14 protein-coding genes and 1 tRNA gene are annotated in these 18,854 nt (G+C 37.8%); 14 read left to right on the top strand and 1 reads right to left on the bottom strand.

The window, feature by feature from the left end; genetic code table 11:
* Positions 1-307 precede the first annotated feature (307 nt).
* Both CWC02_RS18540 and nagP read left to right on the top strand, forming a co-directional pair.
* Entirely contained in the window at positions 308-2,956 is a 2,649-nt protein-coding gene (locus tag CWC02_RS18540) for a beta-N-acetylhexosaminidase (protein WP_138619729.1), read from the top strand.
* Positions 2,957-3,358: 402 nt separating this feature from the next.
* Positions 3,359-4,642: an N-acetylglucosamine MFS transporter NagP gene (gene nagP, locus CWC02_RS18535; protein WP_138619728.1), complete on the top strand. Its 1,284-nt coding sequence runs from the start codon at positions 3,359-3,361 to the stop codon at positions 4,640-4,642.
* Between the two features lie 370 nt (positions 4,643-5,012).
* Here nagP and CWC02_RS18530 read toward each other — a convergent pair.
* Positions 5,013-5,088, bottom strand: a tRNA-His gene (locus CWC02_RS18530).
* A gap of 279 nt (positions 5,089-5,367) precedes the next feature.
* Between CWC02_RS18530 and CWC02_RS18525 the strand changes: the two genes are divergently transcribed.
* The 12 genes from CWC02_RS18525 (at position 5,368) to CWC02_RS18470 (ending at position 18,842) form a co-directional block, all read left to right on the top strand.
* Positions 5,368-6,186 carry a mechanosensitive ion channel family protein gene (locus CWC02_RS18525; protein WP_054552509.1) on the top strand — a complete coding sequence of 273 codons (819 nt, stop codon included), beginning with the start codon at positions 5,368-5,370 and terminating at the stop codon, positions 6,184-6,186.
* 26 nt (positions 6,187-6,212) lie between these two features.
* Positions 6,213-6,992, top strand: coding sequence for a DUF481 domain-containing protein (locus CWC02_RS18520; protein WP_138619727.1), 780 nt, complete (start codon positions 6,213-6,215; stop codon positions 6,990-6,992).
* Positions 6,993-7,118: 126 nt separating this feature from the next.
* Positions 7,119-9,788 carry an SLBB domain-containing protein gene (locus tag CWC02_RS18515; protein WP_138619732.1) on the top strand — a complete coding sequence of 890 codons (2,670 nt, stop codon included), beginning with the start codon at positions 7,119-7,121 and terminating at the stop codon, positions 9,786-9,788.
* A 53-nt stretch (positions 9,789-9,841) separates the two neighbouring features.
* Positions 9,842-10,792, top strand: a complete 951-nt coding sequence (locus tag CWC02_RS18510) for a Wzz/FepE/Etk N-terminal domain-containing protein (RefSeq protein ID WP_138619726.1) — start codon at positions 9,842-9,844, stop codon at positions 10,790-10,792.
* A 34-nt stretch (positions 10,793-10,826) separates the two neighbouring features.
* The gene (rfbB, locus tag CWC02_RS18505; RefSeq protein ID WP_138619725.1) at positions 10,827-11,921 is read left to right on the top strand and encodes a dTDP-glucose 4,6-dehydratase; all 1,095 of its coding nucleotides are present in this window, start codon (positions 10,827-10,829) and stop codon (positions 11,919-11,921) included.
* A 2-nt stretch (positions 11,922-11,923) separates the two neighbouring features.
* Positions 11,924-12,802 (top strand): glucose-1-phosphate thymidylyltransferase RfbA, encoded by an 879-nt coding sequence (gene rfbA / locus CWC02_RS18500; protein WP_138619724.1) that lies wholly within the window; start codon positions 11,924-11,926, stop codon positions 12,800-12,802.
* A complete protein-coding gene (locus CWC02_RS18495; protein WP_138619723.1) occupies positions 12,799-14,238 on the top strand; it encodes a lipopolysaccharide biosynthesis protein in 1,440 nt (479 codons plus the stop codon). Before rfbA ends, CWC02_RS18495 begins: the two co-directional genes overlap by 4 nt.
* A gap of 5 nt (positions 14,239-14,243) precedes the next feature.
* A complete protein-coding gene (locus CWC02_RS18490) occupies positions 14,244-15,353 on the top strand; it encodes a DegT/DnrJ/EryC1/StrS family aminotransferase (protein WP_138619722.1) in 1,110 nt (369 codons plus the stop codon).
* Positions 15,350-15,817, top strand: coding sequence for a glycerol-3-phosphate cytidylyltransferase (gene tagD, locus CWC02_RS18485; RefSeq protein WP_138619721.1), 468 nt, complete (start codon positions 15,350-15,352; stop codon positions 15,815-15,817). Before CWC02_RS18490 ends, tagD begins: the two co-directional genes overlap by 4 nt.
* A gap of 3 nt (positions 15,818-15,820) precedes the next feature.
* The gene (locus CWC02_RS18480; RefSeq protein WP_138619720.1) at positions 15,821-16,567 is read left to right on the top strand and encodes a LicD family protein; all 747 of its coding nucleotides are present in this window, start codon (positions 15,821-15,823) and stop codon (positions 16,565-16,567) included.
* Positions 16,564-17,832, top strand: a complete 1,269-nt coding sequence (locus tag CWC02_RS18475; RefSeq protein WP_138619719.1) for an ATP-grasp domain-containing protein — start codon at positions 16,564-16,566, stop codon at positions 17,830-17,832. The genes CWC02_RS18480 and CWC02_RS18475 overlap by 4 nt, the downstream gene beginning before the upstream one ends.
* Complete coding sequence (locus CWC02_RS18470) at positions 17,817-18,842, top strand: glycosyltransferase family 2 protein (RefSeq protein ID WP_138619718.1); 1,026 nt, start codon at positions 17,817-17,819, stop codon at positions 18,840-18,842. Before CWC02_RS18475 ends, CWC02_RS18470 begins: the two co-directional genes overlap by 16 nt.
* Positions 18,843-18,854 lie beyond the last annotated feature (12 nt).

Here is an 18,854-nt window from a genome sequence, read left to right as displayed (position 1 = left end):
CGGCTTTAGCCGTGAATAGGTCAAATCTATTCGGCGTTAAAACGCCTCCTACCACGTAGGCGTCACGCTTGCTTGGCGCGTCTTACATTCAACACTCTTTCGGTGGATTAACGCCTTACCAACAAACAACACAATTCGGCTTCAAACTTACAGCTATGGCTTAAAGCTTCTAACTCCTCACCTTTATTTTTCATAAAATGATAGCGCTGTCATTTTAGTTTTTATATGATAGGAACGAATTATTAACAAAAATGAAAAATAGTACGCAGAAATACCGTACACTCAGGGCTTAAACGAGGAGAAAGTAATGGATTTTAAGAAGTCACTATTCGCGGTAATGCTAGCGACTGCGCCTTTAATGGCTAGTGCAGCATTAACTCAATCACAAGTTGATCAGTTTGCGAAAGGTACCGAACTGTTGTTTTCGGTAGAAGATAACTTTCGTAATAAAGATGCGGGCTTTTTAGGAAAAATTACTCTTAATAATGGCTCTGATGTGGCGTTACCTGCGGGCGAGAGCGACTGGCAGCTTTATATTCACTCAGTTCGTAAAATCTCAACCGAACATGTTGCGGGCCTAAACATTGAACACGTTAATGGTGACTTGCACCGCATCGTACCAACGAGCTCTTTTAAAGGTTTAGCAGCAGGTAAAAGTTTAGAGCTGCCGTTCGATGCGCAAGTATGGATTGTTGCTTATAGTGACTTTATGCCACGGGCATTTTTTGTTTCGGGTAAGAATAAACCAGCCGTATTTGCTAATACCGACACAGAAGACTTTAAACAGTTTGTGACGCCATTTACCCGTGAGAATCAGTTACGCCGTTACAATGAGCCAAAAGATTTATCGGTTTTAGCAACGGCAAAAGTACGCTTCGAGCGTAATAGCACAGATAAGGTGTCGATTAGTAAAGAGGATGCTTTAAAGCGTATTATTCCTAAGCCTCGTAAAGTCGATTTTAATCGTGGTAGCGCAACGTTAAACAATAATTGGCAAATCAGTTATCAAGGCCAGCTTAAGCACGAAGTTATGGTGTTTATGCAAGACTTACAAGATGACTATGGCATTAGCCTTAAAGCACAGCCTGATCATATCAATGTTGGCAAAGACAAAGTAATACGCTTAAAAGTCGACCCTAAACTCAATAATGCAAAAGCAGAAAGCTACACCCTAGAGATTGATGATGAAGTGATCACCATTGTAGGTAGCGATAACGCCGGTGTGTTTTATGCGATGCAAAGCTTATTAAACCTCATTCCTGCAAATAGCCAAGGCAGTGCCAGCTTACCGCAGTTAGAACTTGAAGACTCACCGCGTTATGGTTGGCGTGGTATGCATTACGATAATGGTCGTAACTATCATGGCAAAGAAGCAATGTTCAAGCTGGTTGAGCAAATGGCTCGCTATAAAATGAATAAGCTACACTGGCACTTTTCAGAAGATGAAGGCTGGCGACTTGAGATCCCAGGTCTACCAGAGCTTACCGACGTTGGCGGCTATCGCTGCTTTGATTTAGAAGAGCGCGAGTGTTTATTAACTCAACTTGGCACTGGGCCGTTTAAATCAGGCTCAGGTAATGGTTATTTGAAACGTGATGAGTTTGTTGAGCTATTAAAGTTTGCGAAAGACCGCCACATTCAAATCATCCCTGAAGTTGAAGGGCCAGGTCATGCGCGTGCTTCAATCAAAGCGATGGAAGCACGTTATCACAACATGTTAGAAGAAGCTGAGAAAGCCGCTAAAAACAATATTAAAACGCGCTCTGCAAACAAAGAAATTCAACACATAGATATGGGGCCAGCAACGCAATACTTGCTTACCGACCCTAAAGATACCTCTGTGTACATGACGGTACAAAACTACAAAGATAACTCAATGAATGTGTGTATGGACTCAACCTACGCATTTTTAGATAAAGTAACTTATGAACTTCAGCAGATGTACCGCGAAGCAGGTGTGCAGCTAAAGAACCTGCATATTGGTGGTGATGAAGTTGGAGCAGGTTCGTGGATAGGCTCGCCAATCTGTCAGGCGTTATTTGCTGATCCTAATAACGGTGTAGCTGGCCCGGCTGATTTAAAACCTTATTTCACACAACGTGTTGCTACCTTACTTGAAAAACGCGGTATTTCTCCGGGGATTTGGGAAGATGGCATCATGTATGACCGTGAAAATTCGTTTAAACGAGATGAGTTCCCTAACAAAACCTTTACCGTTAATACTTGGGATAACATTTGGGAATGGGGCGTTGCCGATAGAGCATACCGCCTAGCAAATGCTGGTTACCAAGTGGTGTTATCACACGGTACGCATTTGTACTTTGACCACCCATACGAAGCAAGCCCTGAAGAGCGCGGTTATTACTGGGCAACTCGTTACACAGATACTAAAAAGGCCTTTAACTATATGCCAGATGACGTGTATGCCAATGCTGATTACACCCGCACTCGTGAGCCAATTGTTAATTTAGAAGCGTTGGTGGGCCGCCCGTTACCTAAACTTGAAAAGCCAGAGAACATTCTGGGTATGCAAGGACAGGTATGGTCAGAAACAATCCGTACTGAAGAGCAAGTATTAGCAATGATCTTCCCGCGTATTCTGTCAGTGGCAGAGCGCGCATGGCATAAAGCCGATTGGGAAGGCGAAAACGTCGATAGTAAAAAACAAGCAAAAGACTGGGCGGAGTTTTCAAGTGCAGTTGGCTTAAAAGAGCTTGAGAAACTAGCTAAAGACGGCATCAACCTGCATTTACCAGTACCTGGCGGTGTGATTGAAGATGGTAAGTTGTATGCCAACAGCGCATTTGCATATTTGAGGATTGAATACAGCTTAGACAACGGCCAAAGCTGGCAAACTTATGCCGAGCCTGTGAAGGTTGATAACAATGCAAAAGTTGCGCTACGCACCCGTTTAAACGCACAGCAAACCAGCCGCGTGACCGTTGTGGGTGAGTAATTTTTTGCGATAAATAAATGTGACGCCTGCAGTAAAGTGTAGGCGTCATTTTTATTTCGTAGGAACGGCTTTAGCCGTGAATAGCTCAAACCTGTTCGGCGTTAAAACTCCCCATACATCTTAGGCGTCACGCTTGCTTGGCGCGCCTTGCATTCAACATCTATCTGAAGAGGGAACGTATTACAACCAAACAACACCGTTCGCTCAAAACTGATAGCTGAAAGCTGACGGCTAATCCAAACTCATCATGCGAAATAAATTTCACACCTACGGTATTTAAAAGAAATATGTCAGCGCTGTCATTTTTGTTGCGATAGTGTTATAAATATTTAATATCTCTTTTATATAATCATCTGAATGAGCAGCGCTGTAGAGTCGAACTGTGCTGTTATAGGAAATGTTATGTCTGAAATAAATAAACAAAGCAGTGTAGTGCCCATGGCGATTGTTGCCACGCTGTTTTTTATACTGGGTTTTGCTACGTGGTTAAATGGCTCACTGATGCCATTTTTACAGCAAATTTTGCAGCTTTCACCATTTCAGGCATCGCTGATCATTTTCTCGTTTTATATCGCCGTGACTTTTACGGCTCTACCTTCGGCGATGATCATCAGAAAGGTAGGTTATAAAAATGGTATGGCGCTGGGTATGGCAACCATGATGGTGGCAGGTTTACTGTTTATCCCTGCGGCAAAAACACAAGTGTTTGCACTGTTTTTATTTGCACAGCTTGTTATGGGGGCTGGGCAAACATTATTGCAAACAGCGGTTAACCCATACGTAGTCAGAATCGGCCCTGAAGAATCAGCCGCGGCTCGCGTCAGTATTATGGGTATATTAAATAAAACGGCCGGTGTTGTGGCACCAATCGTGTTTACCGCACTGATACTCAGCGATTTTGAAGGCTTTGTAGGTAAAGAACTTAGCCAAACAGAAGTTGATGCCATGGCCAACGGCTTAATTTTACCGTATTTAGGGATGGCTATTTTTATTGGTATACTCGGCTTTGCAGTTACCAAAATGCCATTGCCAGAGTTAATTGATGATGTAGATGAACAAAAGCCGGGGCAGGTAAAAGAAGCGCTGAGCCATCCGAGTCTTGCGCTAGGGATTGTGGCCCTTTTTGTTTATGTAGCCGTTGAAGTCATCGCAGGCGATACCATTGGTAGCTTTGCGTTGTCATTAGGTGTTGAAAAATATAGTGTTATGACGTCATACACTATGGGTTGTATGGTGCTTGGTTACTTTTTAGGGGTGTTACTTATCCCACGAGTGTTGTCACAACAAACCGCGTTAACTATTTCAGCGGTATTGGGCTGTGTGTTAACCCTAGCGATAGTCACTGGTAGTAATGAAACTGTATTTATATCAACATTATTTGGCCTAAAATCGGTACTACCTGATACCTTATTGCTCATTGCTGTGCTAGGCTTTGCTAATGCGATTGTTTGGCCTGCAGTTTGGCCGCTCGCATTATCTGGTTTAGGCAAGCTAACTAGTGTAGGCTCTGGTCTACTTATTATGGGTATAGCTGGTGGCGCATTCGGCCCATTATTTTGGGGCCTAGCAAGTGGCGGCGTAAAAAGCGCAGAAGCACAACAAATGGCTTATATTGTGATGTTGCCTTGTTATTTATTCATACTTTTCTATGCTGTTAAAGGCCACAAGATGAAAAGTTGGAAGTAATTATGAGTTTGAGGTTGGGCGTAAAATGCACCGCCTTGAACTTTGAAAAGCATTTCTAGTAAATAGAAATAATCCCGTGTGTAATGCCACCGAAAGGTGGCATTTTTTTGTTTGAAATTTAAGGTTCTCGTTACACAGAGTAAACCACTTTTATTCACAAAGAGGATAAGAGAGCGCTTCGCTTAAGAGAAAGTAATATTGTGGTTTCCTCATTCACTTCTCTTTGTGCAAAAGAAATATTGAACCACAAACAAACCCGAACAGCCAAAGCTGACGGCTTTTAGATCTGAAAACAGGTTTTAAAGATAAATCTTGAAATTCAAAATAAAAAATATTTAGGAAAATATAGGGATTTACTAAGGGGGAGAAGTGGGGCGACTGATGGGGCTTGAACCCACGACAACCGGAATCACAATCCGGGGCTCTACCAACTGAGCTACAGCCGCCACTGAGATACACCTCGTTTGGTGTGGCGCGCATATTACATAATTAACTTAGGCTTGTGAACCCCCTAAATTAAAAAAAGTAAAAAAAACTTACTTGCTTCAGAAAATTCAGAAAAGCAGGTTTAGTCAGTTAGTGTTCAGTTTCGGTATTTAGACTTGCGACTTTTGCAATTGAGCAATTACTCATTTTTTAGTTTGGCTGTAATTTAATGATTTTTTAACCAAAGATCATATATAATTTGAACAGCGTTATGCTAAAAATGAACTTCAGGAGAGAATATGGATACTATAATGAACTGGATCAATGAGAATTCAGGTTTAATCATACATTACGCCGTTCAGGCTGTTCTTGCGCTAATCATTTTCTTCATCGGTGGTCGTATCGCAAAATTTTGCGAAGGGATGACTGAAAAAGCATTTGATAAAAAGAAAGTAGACAAAGCCGTAGGTTCATTTGTAGCAAGCATTGTTTATGCTATTGTTTTTGCAGCAACTATCTTAATGGCACTATCTCAACTTGGCATTGAGACAACATCATTCATTGCTATTTTAGGTGCGGCTGGTTTAGCTGTAGGTCTAGCACTTCAAGGTTCACTGTCTAACTTTGCTTCAGGTGTTTTAATCATCCTACTTCGCCCTTTCAAATCAGGTGACTATGTAGAAGCCGGTGGTAAAGCGGGTACTGTTAAGAAAATCGAAATTTTCTCTACAGAATTACGTACACCAGATAATAAAGTAATTATCATGCCTAACTCATCAATCATGGGCAGCCCAATTACAAACTTCTCTCGTGAATCAACTCGTCGTATCGATTTAGTAATTGGTGTGGGTTACGATGCAGACCTTAAAGAAGCAAAAGCAGTTCTTAAATCAGTATTAGATAAAGAAACTCGTTTATTAAAAGATCCAGCATACACAGTCGCTGTGTCTGAGCTTGCAGATTCAAGTGTGAACTTTGTAGTTCGCCCGTGGGTTAATTCATCAGATTATTGGCCAACGTATTTCGATCTAATGGAAAACATTAAGATCGCACTAGATGACGCAAATATCACGATCCCATTCCCGCAAATGGATGTTCATTTGCATAAAGAAGATTAATCACAAGTAGTAAAGGTTATTTTTTAATGAAATTAAAAGCTTTATCAATTCTAGTTGCAGCAAGTGCTGCAACTAGCGCATTCGCAGCAGATGAAACTAAAACTTGGGATGTAACCAGTGAACTAGGTGCCATTATTACAAGTGGTAACACCGAAACAACAACACTAAAAGGTGGTGTTAAGGTTTTACATAACCTAGAAAACTGGAATAACGAGTACAAGTTAGACGGTCTTTATAAAGAAGATGAGATCGAAAACGACGACGGTGTTAAAGAAACACAACGTACTAACGAAAAGTACTCAATCTCTGCACAAGGTAACTACAAGTTAAACGAAAAGCACTCACACTTATTCATCTACGGCTCGCACGTATCTGATTACTTTGGTGCATATCGCAACGAATCAGTAATCTCAGCAGGTTATGGTTTACGCGTAATCGACCGTTCTGATATGTGGTTAAACGCTGAAATCGGTCCGGGTTATAAGTATTTCCAATACCCTGATGACAGCACTGAAGTTGATGACAACGGTAATTCACTTGCCGGCGAGCGCGAAGGTGAAGTTATCGCGTTAGGTAAAGTTGATTATAACTGGCAGATTTCAGACAGCGCACGTTTTACTCAGTTAGTATCAGTTGAATATGGTGATACCAATACTAAAACGCGTTCAGAGTCTGCAATTCTTGCCAAAATCAACGGCTCACTACAAATGAAAGTAGCTTACAACATCACTCACAACTCAGACGTTGCGGATGATAAAGAAAACACAGATACAGAAACGTCACTAACGCTAGTTTACAGTTTTTAACTAAATAAATCGTTTTGTTGACAATTTAATGACAAAAAGGGGCGAAAGTCCCTTTTTTATTTCCTTGAGTTTCAGGTAGAATACACAATCTTTTTGACTGTAGAACTATGGATATCCCTACTTGTGATGTTATTTAAAAGATTATTCCTTACTTTTTTGTTTCTAACCACTTCATCGGTATTGGCATTTACTCCTACTGCAGCTCAAATTGAGCAATTCAAAAAGCTCCCAAAGGCTCAACAAGAAGCGCTTGCAAGACAGTATGGAGTCGATTTATCTACGATTACAGGTAAATCTTCTGACGAAGAGCCAATAGAAACTGAATCAACCATTCAACCTCGTTTAGATAAAGAAAAAGAGCCGCTAACCGATGAAGAACGTTTCGCTCCCAAAGAAAGTGAAGTAGAGCCTTTTGGCTATGATATTTTTGCAGGCGAACCAACTTCATTCATGCCAACAGAAAATGCGGCCGTTCCTGATACCTACTTAATTGGTCGTGGAGATGAGCTAACAGTTAACTTTTACGGCAAAGAAAGTGAAAGTTACGATCTGGTTGTTGATCGAGAGGGCCGAATTAATATTCCAAACTTAAGCCCTGTACAGGTAGCAGGATTAACCTTTATTGAGGTTAAAGAACTCATCAAAGCTAAAGTTGAGCAAGAAGTGATTGGCGTTAAAGCGTTTATCTCCGTTGGTCGATTACGCAGTATTCGCATCCTTGTTTTGGGTGAAGCATATAAACCAGGTAGCTATAGTGTTTCCTCTCTTGCGACAGTTTCGCACGCCCTTTTTGTAAGCGGTGGTGTGTCAGATATAGCGTCTTTACGAAATATTCAAGTAAAGCGTGCCGGCAAAGTTGTTGCTAATTTTGATTTATATGATTTATTGATTAATGGTGATAGCAGTAACGATATTATTTTAAAGCCGGGTGATGTCGTGTTCATCCCATCAGTTGGTTCTCAAGTCGCTGTTGAAGGCTTAGTAAAACGTCCTGCTATTTTTGAGCTAAAAAAAGGTGAAAAAGCAGCACAGTTATTAAAAATGGCGGGTGGTTTAAAACCGCAAGCTTACGCTAAAAAAGCAATTGTTGAACGCTTCAATAACAATAACATGAAAGAAGTATTATCAGTGGACTTTAGCGGAAATCAAATTAATTATATTCCTCGCGATGGCGACCGCATTCGTTTTAACCCTGTCAGTTTACAATACCAAAACAGTATTAGCCTAATTGGTGCAGTTGCTCGACCTGGTCATTATCAATGGTATGAAGGTAAGCACATTTCTGATGTTCTAACTTCCGTACGTGGTGACCTGCTTCCTCAAGCTGATTTAGGCTATGGCTTACTTGTTCGAGAAATTAACATTTCTGGCGATATTGAGGTTTATCAATTCGATATTGCCCAAGCAATAGTTAAAGCAAAACAACATGATTTAGAACTAAAAGCAAATGATAAACTTTTTGTTTTTAGTCGTTTCCAAGAAAAACAAGCTGAAGAAGCCGCGCTTGCCAACATGGCCCTAACTGTTGAACAACAGCAGCAGCAAGTCAAAGTAAAGCAGTGGCACGAATATCAGAGAAAAGAGTTTGAAAGGTATGTAGGTGTTTTAAAAGCTGATGATCCTTTTAAAAAAGAGGAAGAAGAAGAGCTAAGCATTGCGGAAATTTCAAAAAGAAAAGCAAAAGAAGAAGAGGTAGAGCTAAAGCCAGAGGATTATGCTGCTTTTAGTCGATACACTTTATTAAAGCCTATTATTGCAAAGCTAAAGCAGCAGGCTTCAGTGCATAATGCAATGCAGCTAGTTGAAATCAATGGTCATGTAACCTATCCGGGTATTTACCCTTTAACTGTAGGTAGTGAAGTTAATGAACTAATTTCTGCAGCTGGAGGTTTGTTGGAGTCTGCTTACACTGAGCAAGCTGAAATAACTCGTGTTGTTGCGGGGGAAGGCTCTAAAGTTGAACACATCAAATTTAATCTAGCTCAGGCTATGTTGGGTACCAAAGTTGAAAATAAAACTCTTAGAAGTAAAGATAGTATAAATATTTTCTCTATTCCTAACTGGCAAGAAAACGTAAAAGTTGAGCTAAAAGGTGAAGTTAAATTTCCTGGTGTTTATACCATTCGTCGTGGAGAAACATTAACCAACTTACTTGAACGTGCGGGTGGCTTTTCTGAATTTGCTGAGCCCGATGCTGCTATTTTTACTCGTGAATCGATTCGTCAACAAGAGCAAATGCAATTAGCTAAACTAGCTGAAGACTTACGAAGAGATATTGCTACAAAAAGCTTCGAAAAGTCAGTTAGCAGTATCCGCTTATCTTATGATGAAATGAATAAGCTCTTGCTTGATTTAGCTAATGTTGAAGCAGTAGGAAGGCTTGTCATTGACTTACCTCTCATTGCAGAGAATAAACAAAATCTAGTGTTACAAAATGGTGATACGCTTTATGTCCCAAGTCAGCGTGATTCAATCAGTGTAATAGGCGAAGTGAACTATACTACTTCTCATTTATTTAAGCCTGGAGTCAGTGTTGATCAATATATTGATCTTAGTGGTGGTTTAAAGGAGCGCGCTGCTGAGGATCGTATTTATATAATCAAAGCAAATGGTTCTGTGACTATACCAAATACTGGCACTTGGTTCGCTGTGAATGACTCTAAGTTATTAGAGGCTGGCGATACTATTGTTGTCCCTATGAACTCTGACTATATGGATAACCTAACACTGTGGAGCACAGCAACGCAGATTGTTTATCAGTTAGGTGTAGCTTTAGCTGCAATTAGTAGTATATAAGCTATGCATGTTTAGTAGCTTAGTTTAATTCAGCAGCTTCAATTGAGATAAATATGAAAGAAAATTTTGCGTCTGATAATCATAGTCGAATAGATGGTGAGATAGATTTATATGACTTGTTCTTGGTAATAATGAATGGGAAGTGGCTGATTATAACGGTAACATTTGTTTTATCTTTATTATCAGTGGTTTATGCTATTTACCAACCAAATATATATCGCTCTGAGGCATTGCTGGCGCCAGCTGAGCAACAGCAGTCAAACGGCTTAAGTGCTTTAGCAGGTCAGTTTGGTGGTCTAGCTAGTTTGGCTGGCGTTAACTTGGGGGATTCAGGTTCCAATAATACTGATCTTGCTTTAGCTATACTCAAGTCACGAAAGTTCATTTCTGAGTTTATTGAAAAGCACAGTATTATGCCTGATTTAATGGCGATCGAATCATGGAACTCCATCGATAATACAGTTATCTATGATAAAAATATTTATGATGAAGTGGATCAAAAATGGGTCAGAAAAGTAGAGTTCCCATTTAAACCAAAACCATCAACTCAGGAAGCTTATAAAGAATTTATAAAAATAGTCAGTGCTACAAAAGATCCAGACTCAGGCATGATAATTATTGCTGTGGAGCATTTTTCTCCGTTCATTGCTCAACAATGGGTAAATTGGTTAATAGAAGATATTAATCTTACCATGAAAAAGCGTGATGTAATTGAAGCAACGAAGAGCACTGAGTTTTTAATGGCACAAATTGAAAAAACTAATGTAGCTGATATTCGAGTCGTTTTATATAAATTAGTAGAGGAGCAGGCGAAAACGATAATGTTTGCTAACGTCAGAGATGAGTATGTTTTCAAGACTATCGATCCAGCTCTTGTTCCCGAAGAGAAATTAAAACCTAAACGAGCTTTAATAGTTATTGTAAGCACATTTTTTGCCGGCGTAATCGGTGTTTTTATAGTTTTAATACGCTTTTATATATCAAATAATCGCCGTAAATCTTAATGATAAAAGATAAAGTCTTAGCTTAGAGGTTTTTGTGAACATATTAGTAACAGGTGGTGCTGGGTTTATTGGCTCTGCACTAGTCCGTCATATTATAAATAATACAACTGATTCAGTTATCAATGTTGATAAATTAACCTATGCAGGCAACTTGGAATCTTTGAAAGATATCGAAGAAAGTGAGCGCTATTCTTTTGAATGTCATGACATATGTAATCATAAAGAGATGCAGCGTATTTTCAAAGCTTATCAGCCTGATGTTGTAATGCACTTGGCCGCAGAGAGCCATGTTGATAGATCAATTACTGGTCCGTCAGAGTTCATTCAAACCAATATATTAGGCACGTATACATTGCTAGAAGTAGCAAGAGAATACACATCGACCCTTGATAAAGATAAGAGAGATTCTTTTAAATTTCATCACATATCAACAGACGAAGTATATGGAGATTTGCCACACCCAGACGATTTTGAGGAGCCTAATTGTGAAGATGTACTTCCTCTTTTTACTGAAGAGACTTCGTACGCTCCAAGTAGCCCGTATTCTGCATCAAAGGCATCAAGCGATCACCTTGTTAGGGCTTGGTTAAGAACATACGGTTTACCTGTTGTAATAACTAACTGTTCAAATAACTATGGACCATACCATTTTCCTGAAAAATTAATCCCATTAGTTATTTTAAACGCTTTAGAAGGTAAGCCTTTACCTGTATATGGGGAAGGGAACCAAATTCGAGATTGGTTGTATGTTGAAGATCACGCTCGGGCTCTATATGAAGTTGTAACAAAAGGGCAAGTTGGTGAAACATACAATATTGGTGGTCATAATGAAAAGAAAAACTTAGAAGTTGTCCAGAGTATTTGTGGAATACTGGATAACCTTGTTCCAAAAGAAAAGAAATATTCGGAACAGATTGTTTTTGTTGCAGACAGACCGGGGCATGATAAACGCTATGCTATTGATGCCTCAAAAATTCACTCGGATCTGGGATGGAAACCAGAAGAAACATTCGAAACAGGCCTTTTAAAAACGGTTAAGTGGTACCTAAATAATCAGTCTTGGTGTAAGAGTGTTCAAGATGGCTCTTATAAGCGTGAGCGCCTTGGTCAATTAAAAGGGAATAGTTAATAATGAAAGGCATAATCTTAGCGGGTGGCTCAGGTACTCGACTTTACCCTATTACTATGGGGGTATCAAAGCAGTTACTACCAATATACGATAAACCAATGGTCTATTACCCTTTATCAGTTTTAATGTTAGCAGGGATACGTGAAATTCTCTTAATCACTACACCTGAAGATAGAGACTCATTTCATCGTTTACTTGGGACTGGTGAGCAGTTTGGTATCAAACTTAGCTATTCTGTCCAACCCACTCCTGACGGGCTAGCTCAAGCATTTATCTTAGGTGAGCAGTTTATTGGAAATGATGATGTATGCTTGGTATTAGGGGATAATATTTTTTATGGGCAAGGTTTTTCCCCTAAACTTAAGCATGCTGTTGAGAATGCTAAAAATGGTAATGGTGCAACTGTTTTTGGTTATCAAGTTAAAGATCCTGAACGCTTTGGCGTTGTAGAGTTTGATGATGAGCAAAAGGCAATTTCAATTGAAGAAAAACCAGCAAAGCCGAAGTCTCACTATGCGGTAACAGGGTTATATTTTTATGATAACTCAGTGGTTGAAGCAGCAAAAAAAGTTGAGCCTTCTCATCGTGGTGAGCTAGAAATAACAACACTTAATGAAATGTATCTTCAAAAAAATAAACTTAACGTTGAAATCCTTGGGCGTGGTTTTGCTTGGTTAGATACTGGTACTCATGAAAGCCTATTAGAGGCAGCAAGCTTTGTTGAAACAATTGAAAAACGACAAGGTTATAAAATAGCCTGTTTAGAGGAGATAGCTTTTAATAATGGTTGGCTTTCTGCTGATTGTATTAAAGAGCGTGCAAAACTATTTTCTAAGAACGGCTACGGGCAATATCTTTCAGGCTTACTAAAAGATATATGAAAACAGCAGTAAATGGGTTGAAGTGGAGTGCTCTAGAAAGGTTGGGTGTTCAAGCTATTCAACTAATCGTAATGTTGTTACTTGCCCGTCTTTTAGGGCCCGATGCTTTTGGTTTAATTGGTATTCTCACCGTTTTTATTGCCATAAGCCAGGTGATATCTGATAGTGGCTTCAGTTCGGCTTTAATTAGGCTAAAAGAACGCACAGAAATTGATTTTTCAACTGCTTTCCAATTTAACATTTTAGTTGCTTTACTTTGTTATTTAGCTTTATTTATAGGCGCAAATCAGATAGCTGTTTTCTTTGAGCAGCCAGAGCTTGAAGCTCTAATTAAAGTTTTAGGTTTATCTATAATTATCAATAGTTTTACGCTGGTTCAAAAAGCTAAATTGACGATTAAAATGGACTTTAAAACTCAAGCAAAAGCTTCTTTGTCAGCTGTATTTATTAGTAGTGTAGTATCTATTACTTTAGCTTACTTTGACTATGGAGTTTGGGCTTTAGTTTATCAAATACTAATAAACTCATTCTTAACAATGGTGTTATTAAATATATTTCATCCCTGGTTACCTAAAAGTTCATTTAATATACAGTCATTCAGTTATTTATTTGGTTTCGGTTACAAATTATTGCTTGCGGCAATGCTCGATACTTTGTTTAAAAATATATATCAGTTAATCATAGGTAAACAATTTAACCCAACTCAAGTGGGTATTTTTACTCAAGCGAATCAACTTGCTAGTGTTCCTGCAATGACTTTCACCACGATAGTCCAAAGAGTTACTTATCCTATGTTAAGTAATATACAAAGTGAAACTGACAAGTTTGAATACAGCTACAAGTTAACGCTACGAATGGCTGCTTTTGTTATTTTTCCGCTTATGGCTGGGTTAGGTATCATTGCAAAGCCGTTTATTAAAGTTGTACTAGGAGATGACTGGTTACAAGCCGCAGATTTACTTACGATCTTGAGTTTCACTTTTATGTTGTATCCTATCCATGCTATTAATTTAAACTTATTACAGGTCAAAGGTCGTTCAGATATTTTTTTAAAGCTTGAAGTTATAAAAAAAGCATTCATTGTTTTAATATTATTTATAACAATACCTTTTGGTATTAAGGCTATTTGTATAGGGATGCTTATCCATACATATTTAGCTTTTTTTATTAATTCATATTATACAGGTCAATTTAGTAAGCTTAAAATACGTGATCAACTAAATGCACTGGCGCCTATTTGGTTGATGGTTGCGTTGAGTGCTTTATGCTCATATTTTATTGTCACAAGTATCGTTTCTGTACTCCTCTTAAATAGCTACATGCAGTTGTTTCTTTTATTAATAACTATGCCGCTAATATATATTGCCTCAGCAAGGGTCTTTCAACGAGATTTGTACACGCAAATTCTAAATATTATCTTACGAAGAAAGGTTTAACTTAAATGGATAAAATTACGGTAACTTCACCATTGCTTCCACCATTGAAAGAAGTGATTCCTTACTTAGAAGATATCTGGGATCGTAAATGGTTGACTAATAACGGCATATATCATCAACAGTTAGAGAAAAAGCTTTGTGAGTATTTAGGTGTGCCTTATATCAGTTTATTTTCAAATGGGACACTTGCACTAATAACAGCTCTTCAATCGTTAGAATTAAAAGGTGAGGTAATAACAACACCATACACTTTTGCAGCCACCGCACATGCAATTATGTGGAATGACTTAAAACCAGTATTTGTGGATATTGATCCAGTAACCATGAACTTGGATCCTAGTTGTATTGAAGCAGCAATAACAGATAATACATGTGCAATTTTACCGGTGCATGTTTATGGTACCCCCTGTGATAATCAGACGATTGCTGCTATCGCGAAAAAATATGATCTTAAAGTTATTTATGATGCAGCACATGCGTTTGGTGTAAAAGAAAGAGAGCAATCAATTTTAAATTATGGAGATCTGTCTATTTTGAGTTTTCACGCTACGAAAACATATTCAACAATAGAAGGTGGTGCTGTGATTTGTAAAAGCCAAGAAGAAAAAGATAAATTAGACCAATTGAAAAACTTTGGCTTTGAATCGGAGACTGTAATTAAAGCATGTGGTATGAATGCAAAATTAAATGAGATTCAAGCAGCATTTGGGTTGGCATCATTGAAAAAAGTTGATGCTGCAATTGAAAGACGCTCTGAAATTGCAGCTCTATATCAACAAAGTCTCGTAAATGTTTCTGGCCTATCGACATTGCGAATCAATCATGAGGTCAGCCTTAATCATTCATATTTCCCAATAATTATTGATGTGGATAAATTTGGAATTGACCGAGATACACTAGCCCTAAAGTTAGAAGAAAATAATATCTTTGCTAGACGCTATTTTTATCCGATTGTAAGTGAATTTGAAGTGTTCAAAAGTGAATATTCAGATACGCCAATAGCTAAAGATATTTCTAATAGAGTTTTATGTTTACCAATTCATGCTGATCTTACTTTGGAACAACAGCAAAGAGTTATTGATACGATTTTGAATAGTCGTGGGGGGAAAAAGTGAAAGTCATATTAACTTACGGAACATTCGATCTGTTCCATGTTGGACATGTAAGACTTCTTGAGAGGCTTTCAAAGTTGGGAGATAAGCTTATTGTTGGTCTTTCATCTGATGAATTTAACAAAGGTAAAGGCAAAAGTTCGTTTTTCTCATATCAAGAAAGAGCTGAAATACTTTCGTCATGTAAATTTGTAGATTTAGTAATTCCAGAGCATTCGTGGGAACAAAAAGAGACTGATATTAAAAAGTATAATGTAGATGTTTTTGCAATGGGAGACGATTGGGAGGGACGTTTTGATTCTCTTAAATCATTATGCGAAGTTGTATATTTACCAAGAACTAAAAGTATCTCAACCTCTGAAATCAAAACTTTAATAGCTGAATTAAAGAAAAATGACTTGGATAAAGTTCAAAAAAGTCTAAATGATGCAATTGAAATTATTAAACAACTGAACTATAGCGAGTAACATATGGACTCTAAATTAAGCAGTGAAGATATCCGTAAGCAGTTACTTACTATGGCTGTTGATATTACAAAAACTCTAGATGAGCACAAGATACCTTACATCCTTACATATGGAACATTGCTTGGTGCTGTTCGTCATTCAGGTTTTATCCCTTGGGATGATGATTTCGATATAGCTATTCCCGCAACTTACCAGAAAAAGGCAATTCAGGTTTTAAGCAAAATATCTAAATACCATTTTCTTTCACTTGCATCAGATGATTACTTTGACTGGGTTTTAAGGGTAACTGACAAATCAACAAAAACGACTTCAAAAGAGACTGAATGGGATGTTTATAACCACACCATGAGTAGAGAAGATATTGGCCTATGTGTGGATATTTATCCATTTTACTGTTTGCCTGATAATGCTTTTAAGTTTAAAACCCATAAGCTTTTCACTAAAGTATCAAGCTGGCTAATTCGTAAATCTTTTGCAAAAAAATCTAATTTTATCAAGAAGCTTGGCTTCGCAATACTAAGTTTACGTGCGAACTCTAGTGAAGGTAAGTATTACACCGATGCTGGTCGAATTTATTATCAACCAACTTTGTTCACACAAACAGAATATATCGATTTTGAAGAATTTAAATTTCGCGCCCCTACAGAGCCTGAAAAGTTTTTAGAAAGCCGCTACGGTGACTGGCAGAAATTACCTACTCAAGAAGAAATAGATAAAGCAATACATTATGAGGAAACTTTTTGGCGATGAATAGGGTGTTAGTTGTACCTAGTGGTACTGAAGTTGCGCAAGAAATTGTCAGATCATTATCTGTTGTAAAAGGTGTAGAGCTTTATGGTGCTAATGGTATTGATTGCTTTACTGAGATCCCTCGTGCTCGTCACATTGTAGGTATTCCATTTATTGATGAGCCTGATTTTATAGATGTAATTACTAGCTTAATTAAAGAAAATGGGATTACTCATATTTTTCCAGCGCATGATTCAGCATCTTTAAAATTAAGTGAGTTTGCTGACTCATTAGGTGCACAAGTGATCAGTTCAAGCTACGAAACAAATAAAGTATGCAGATCAAAGTCTCTAACTTACAAAGCGCTAGAAAAGGTCGTCAAAGTCCCAAAAACATATCTTTCAAAGAATGAAGTAGAGTCATTTCCTGTTTTCGTAAAACCTAATATTGGGCAAGGAAGTGTTGGAACAAAACTTATAACGAAAGCGAGTGAACTTCTAGATGTTACCGAGGATGATATTCTTTGTGAATATTTACCAGGAGAAGAGTTCACTGTTGACTGTATCAGTGATGCAGATAACCAGCTTCAATATGCTCAAGCCAGAAAGCGCAATGCTATGAGAAACGGTATTGCAACGGAGACAGAATTAGTAAATGACAATAGTTTATTTTATTCATTCGCTGAGAAAATAAACAAATCTTTAAAACTCCAAGGAGCTTGGTTTTTTCAAGTGAAAAAAGATTCGCTCGGTGAACTTTGTTTACTAGAAGTTGCAACTCGAATCGCTGGATCAATGATCACGAGCAGAATGAACGGTATTAATTTTGCCGAAATGTCGCTTTTTATCTCAAATGGTATTCCAGTAAAAGCTTTAAAAAATAATTTGGAAATTAAGCTTTTTAGAAATTTAGCATATCAGTTTGATATAAACTTAAATTTTAATGTCCTTTATACTGACTTTGATGATTGTTTAATTTTCGGTGATAAAGTCAACGACAAATTAGTGCAATTCATTTATCAGTGTATAAATAAAAATATTAAAGTGGTTTTAATCACACGTCATGCGGACGATATCCATCAAACCTTAAAAAATATGAGGCTTTCCCAGCTTTTTGATCAAGTTATTCATATAACAGATGGTGCACCTAAGTCTCAATTTATAACAGAAAAAAACGCAATCTTTATTGATGATTCATTTGCAGAAAGGTTAGATGTAATGGGTGTATGTAACATTCCTTGCTTTTCAGTGGATATGGTTCAAGGTCTGACATGTTTAAAGAACTAACCCCCCTGCCAACAGAGCAAGAGATAAAATCATTTTGGAAGCATGTTGATAAAACATATATCAGTATAATTTGTACTTGTTTTAATCAACAAGATTACATCGCCGACGCTATAAACTCATTTCTTGCTCAAAAGACAGAATACGCTTTTGAAATAATAATTCATGATGATGCATCTACTGATAAAACAAGCGATATATTAAAAGCGTATGAGCAGAGCTATCCAAGTATCGTCAAAGTTATCTACCAAACAGAAAACCAATACTCTAAGGGTAATGTTAAAGTAGAAAATATTGCATTCAGAAAAAGTAGTGGTGAATACATTGCTTTATGTGAAGGAGATGATTTTTGGGTTGATGAACTAAAGTTACAAAAGCAATTAGAGGGTTTACTTGCATGCCCTGACTTAAAACTGTGTTTTACATCAGCTTATACATTAGCTCCTAATGGACAAGTAAATAAAACCGCTAATTATAACGAAAAAGTAAAAGTTTTTTCGTTTAGTGACATTATTATAGGTGGTGGAGCTTTGATTCCTACTGCCAGTATTTTCATGCGAAGAAGCGTGATGGAGAGCTTACCAAGTTGGTTTGAAAGCGCTCCTGTTGGTGATATTTTTATCCAAATAAATGGTTCTAAGCCCCAAGGAGCTTTATATCTTCCTGATGTAACAGTTGTTTATCGAGTAGATGCTGTTGGTTCATGGAGTGTATCGCAAAAGCATGTACCTGAGGAAAAAGTTAAGTCGCAGGTTGCAAAGTTAGCTTCTTGCTATAATTTGCTAGCTGAAGATAACGATAATTATGATGATTATCAAATTGCTAAATTAAATCTATATATTGCGAACGCATTAAAAGCTATTTCACAACAAAGATATGGGCTTGCTAAGTACTTTATTAATAAATCAAAAGAGCTCCCTCATAGCTCTAAAAGAAAACAGGTATTAATTGCTTTTCAACATTGTTTGCCATTTTTTAGATTATTACATAATACAGTTAAAAGTTTTAGATGAAGCTCTGTGAAG

Origin of the sequence: Pseudoalteromonas sp. S2721 (assembly GCF_005887425.1) — a bacterium.
Taxonomy (GTDB): domain Bacteria; phylum Pseudomonadota; class Gammaproteobacteria; order Enterobacterales; family Alteromonadaceae; genus Pseudoalteromonas; species Pseudoalteromonas simplex.
Note: the sequence above shows the minus strand (reverse complement) of the source record. Positions and strands in the feature narration are given on the sequence as shown.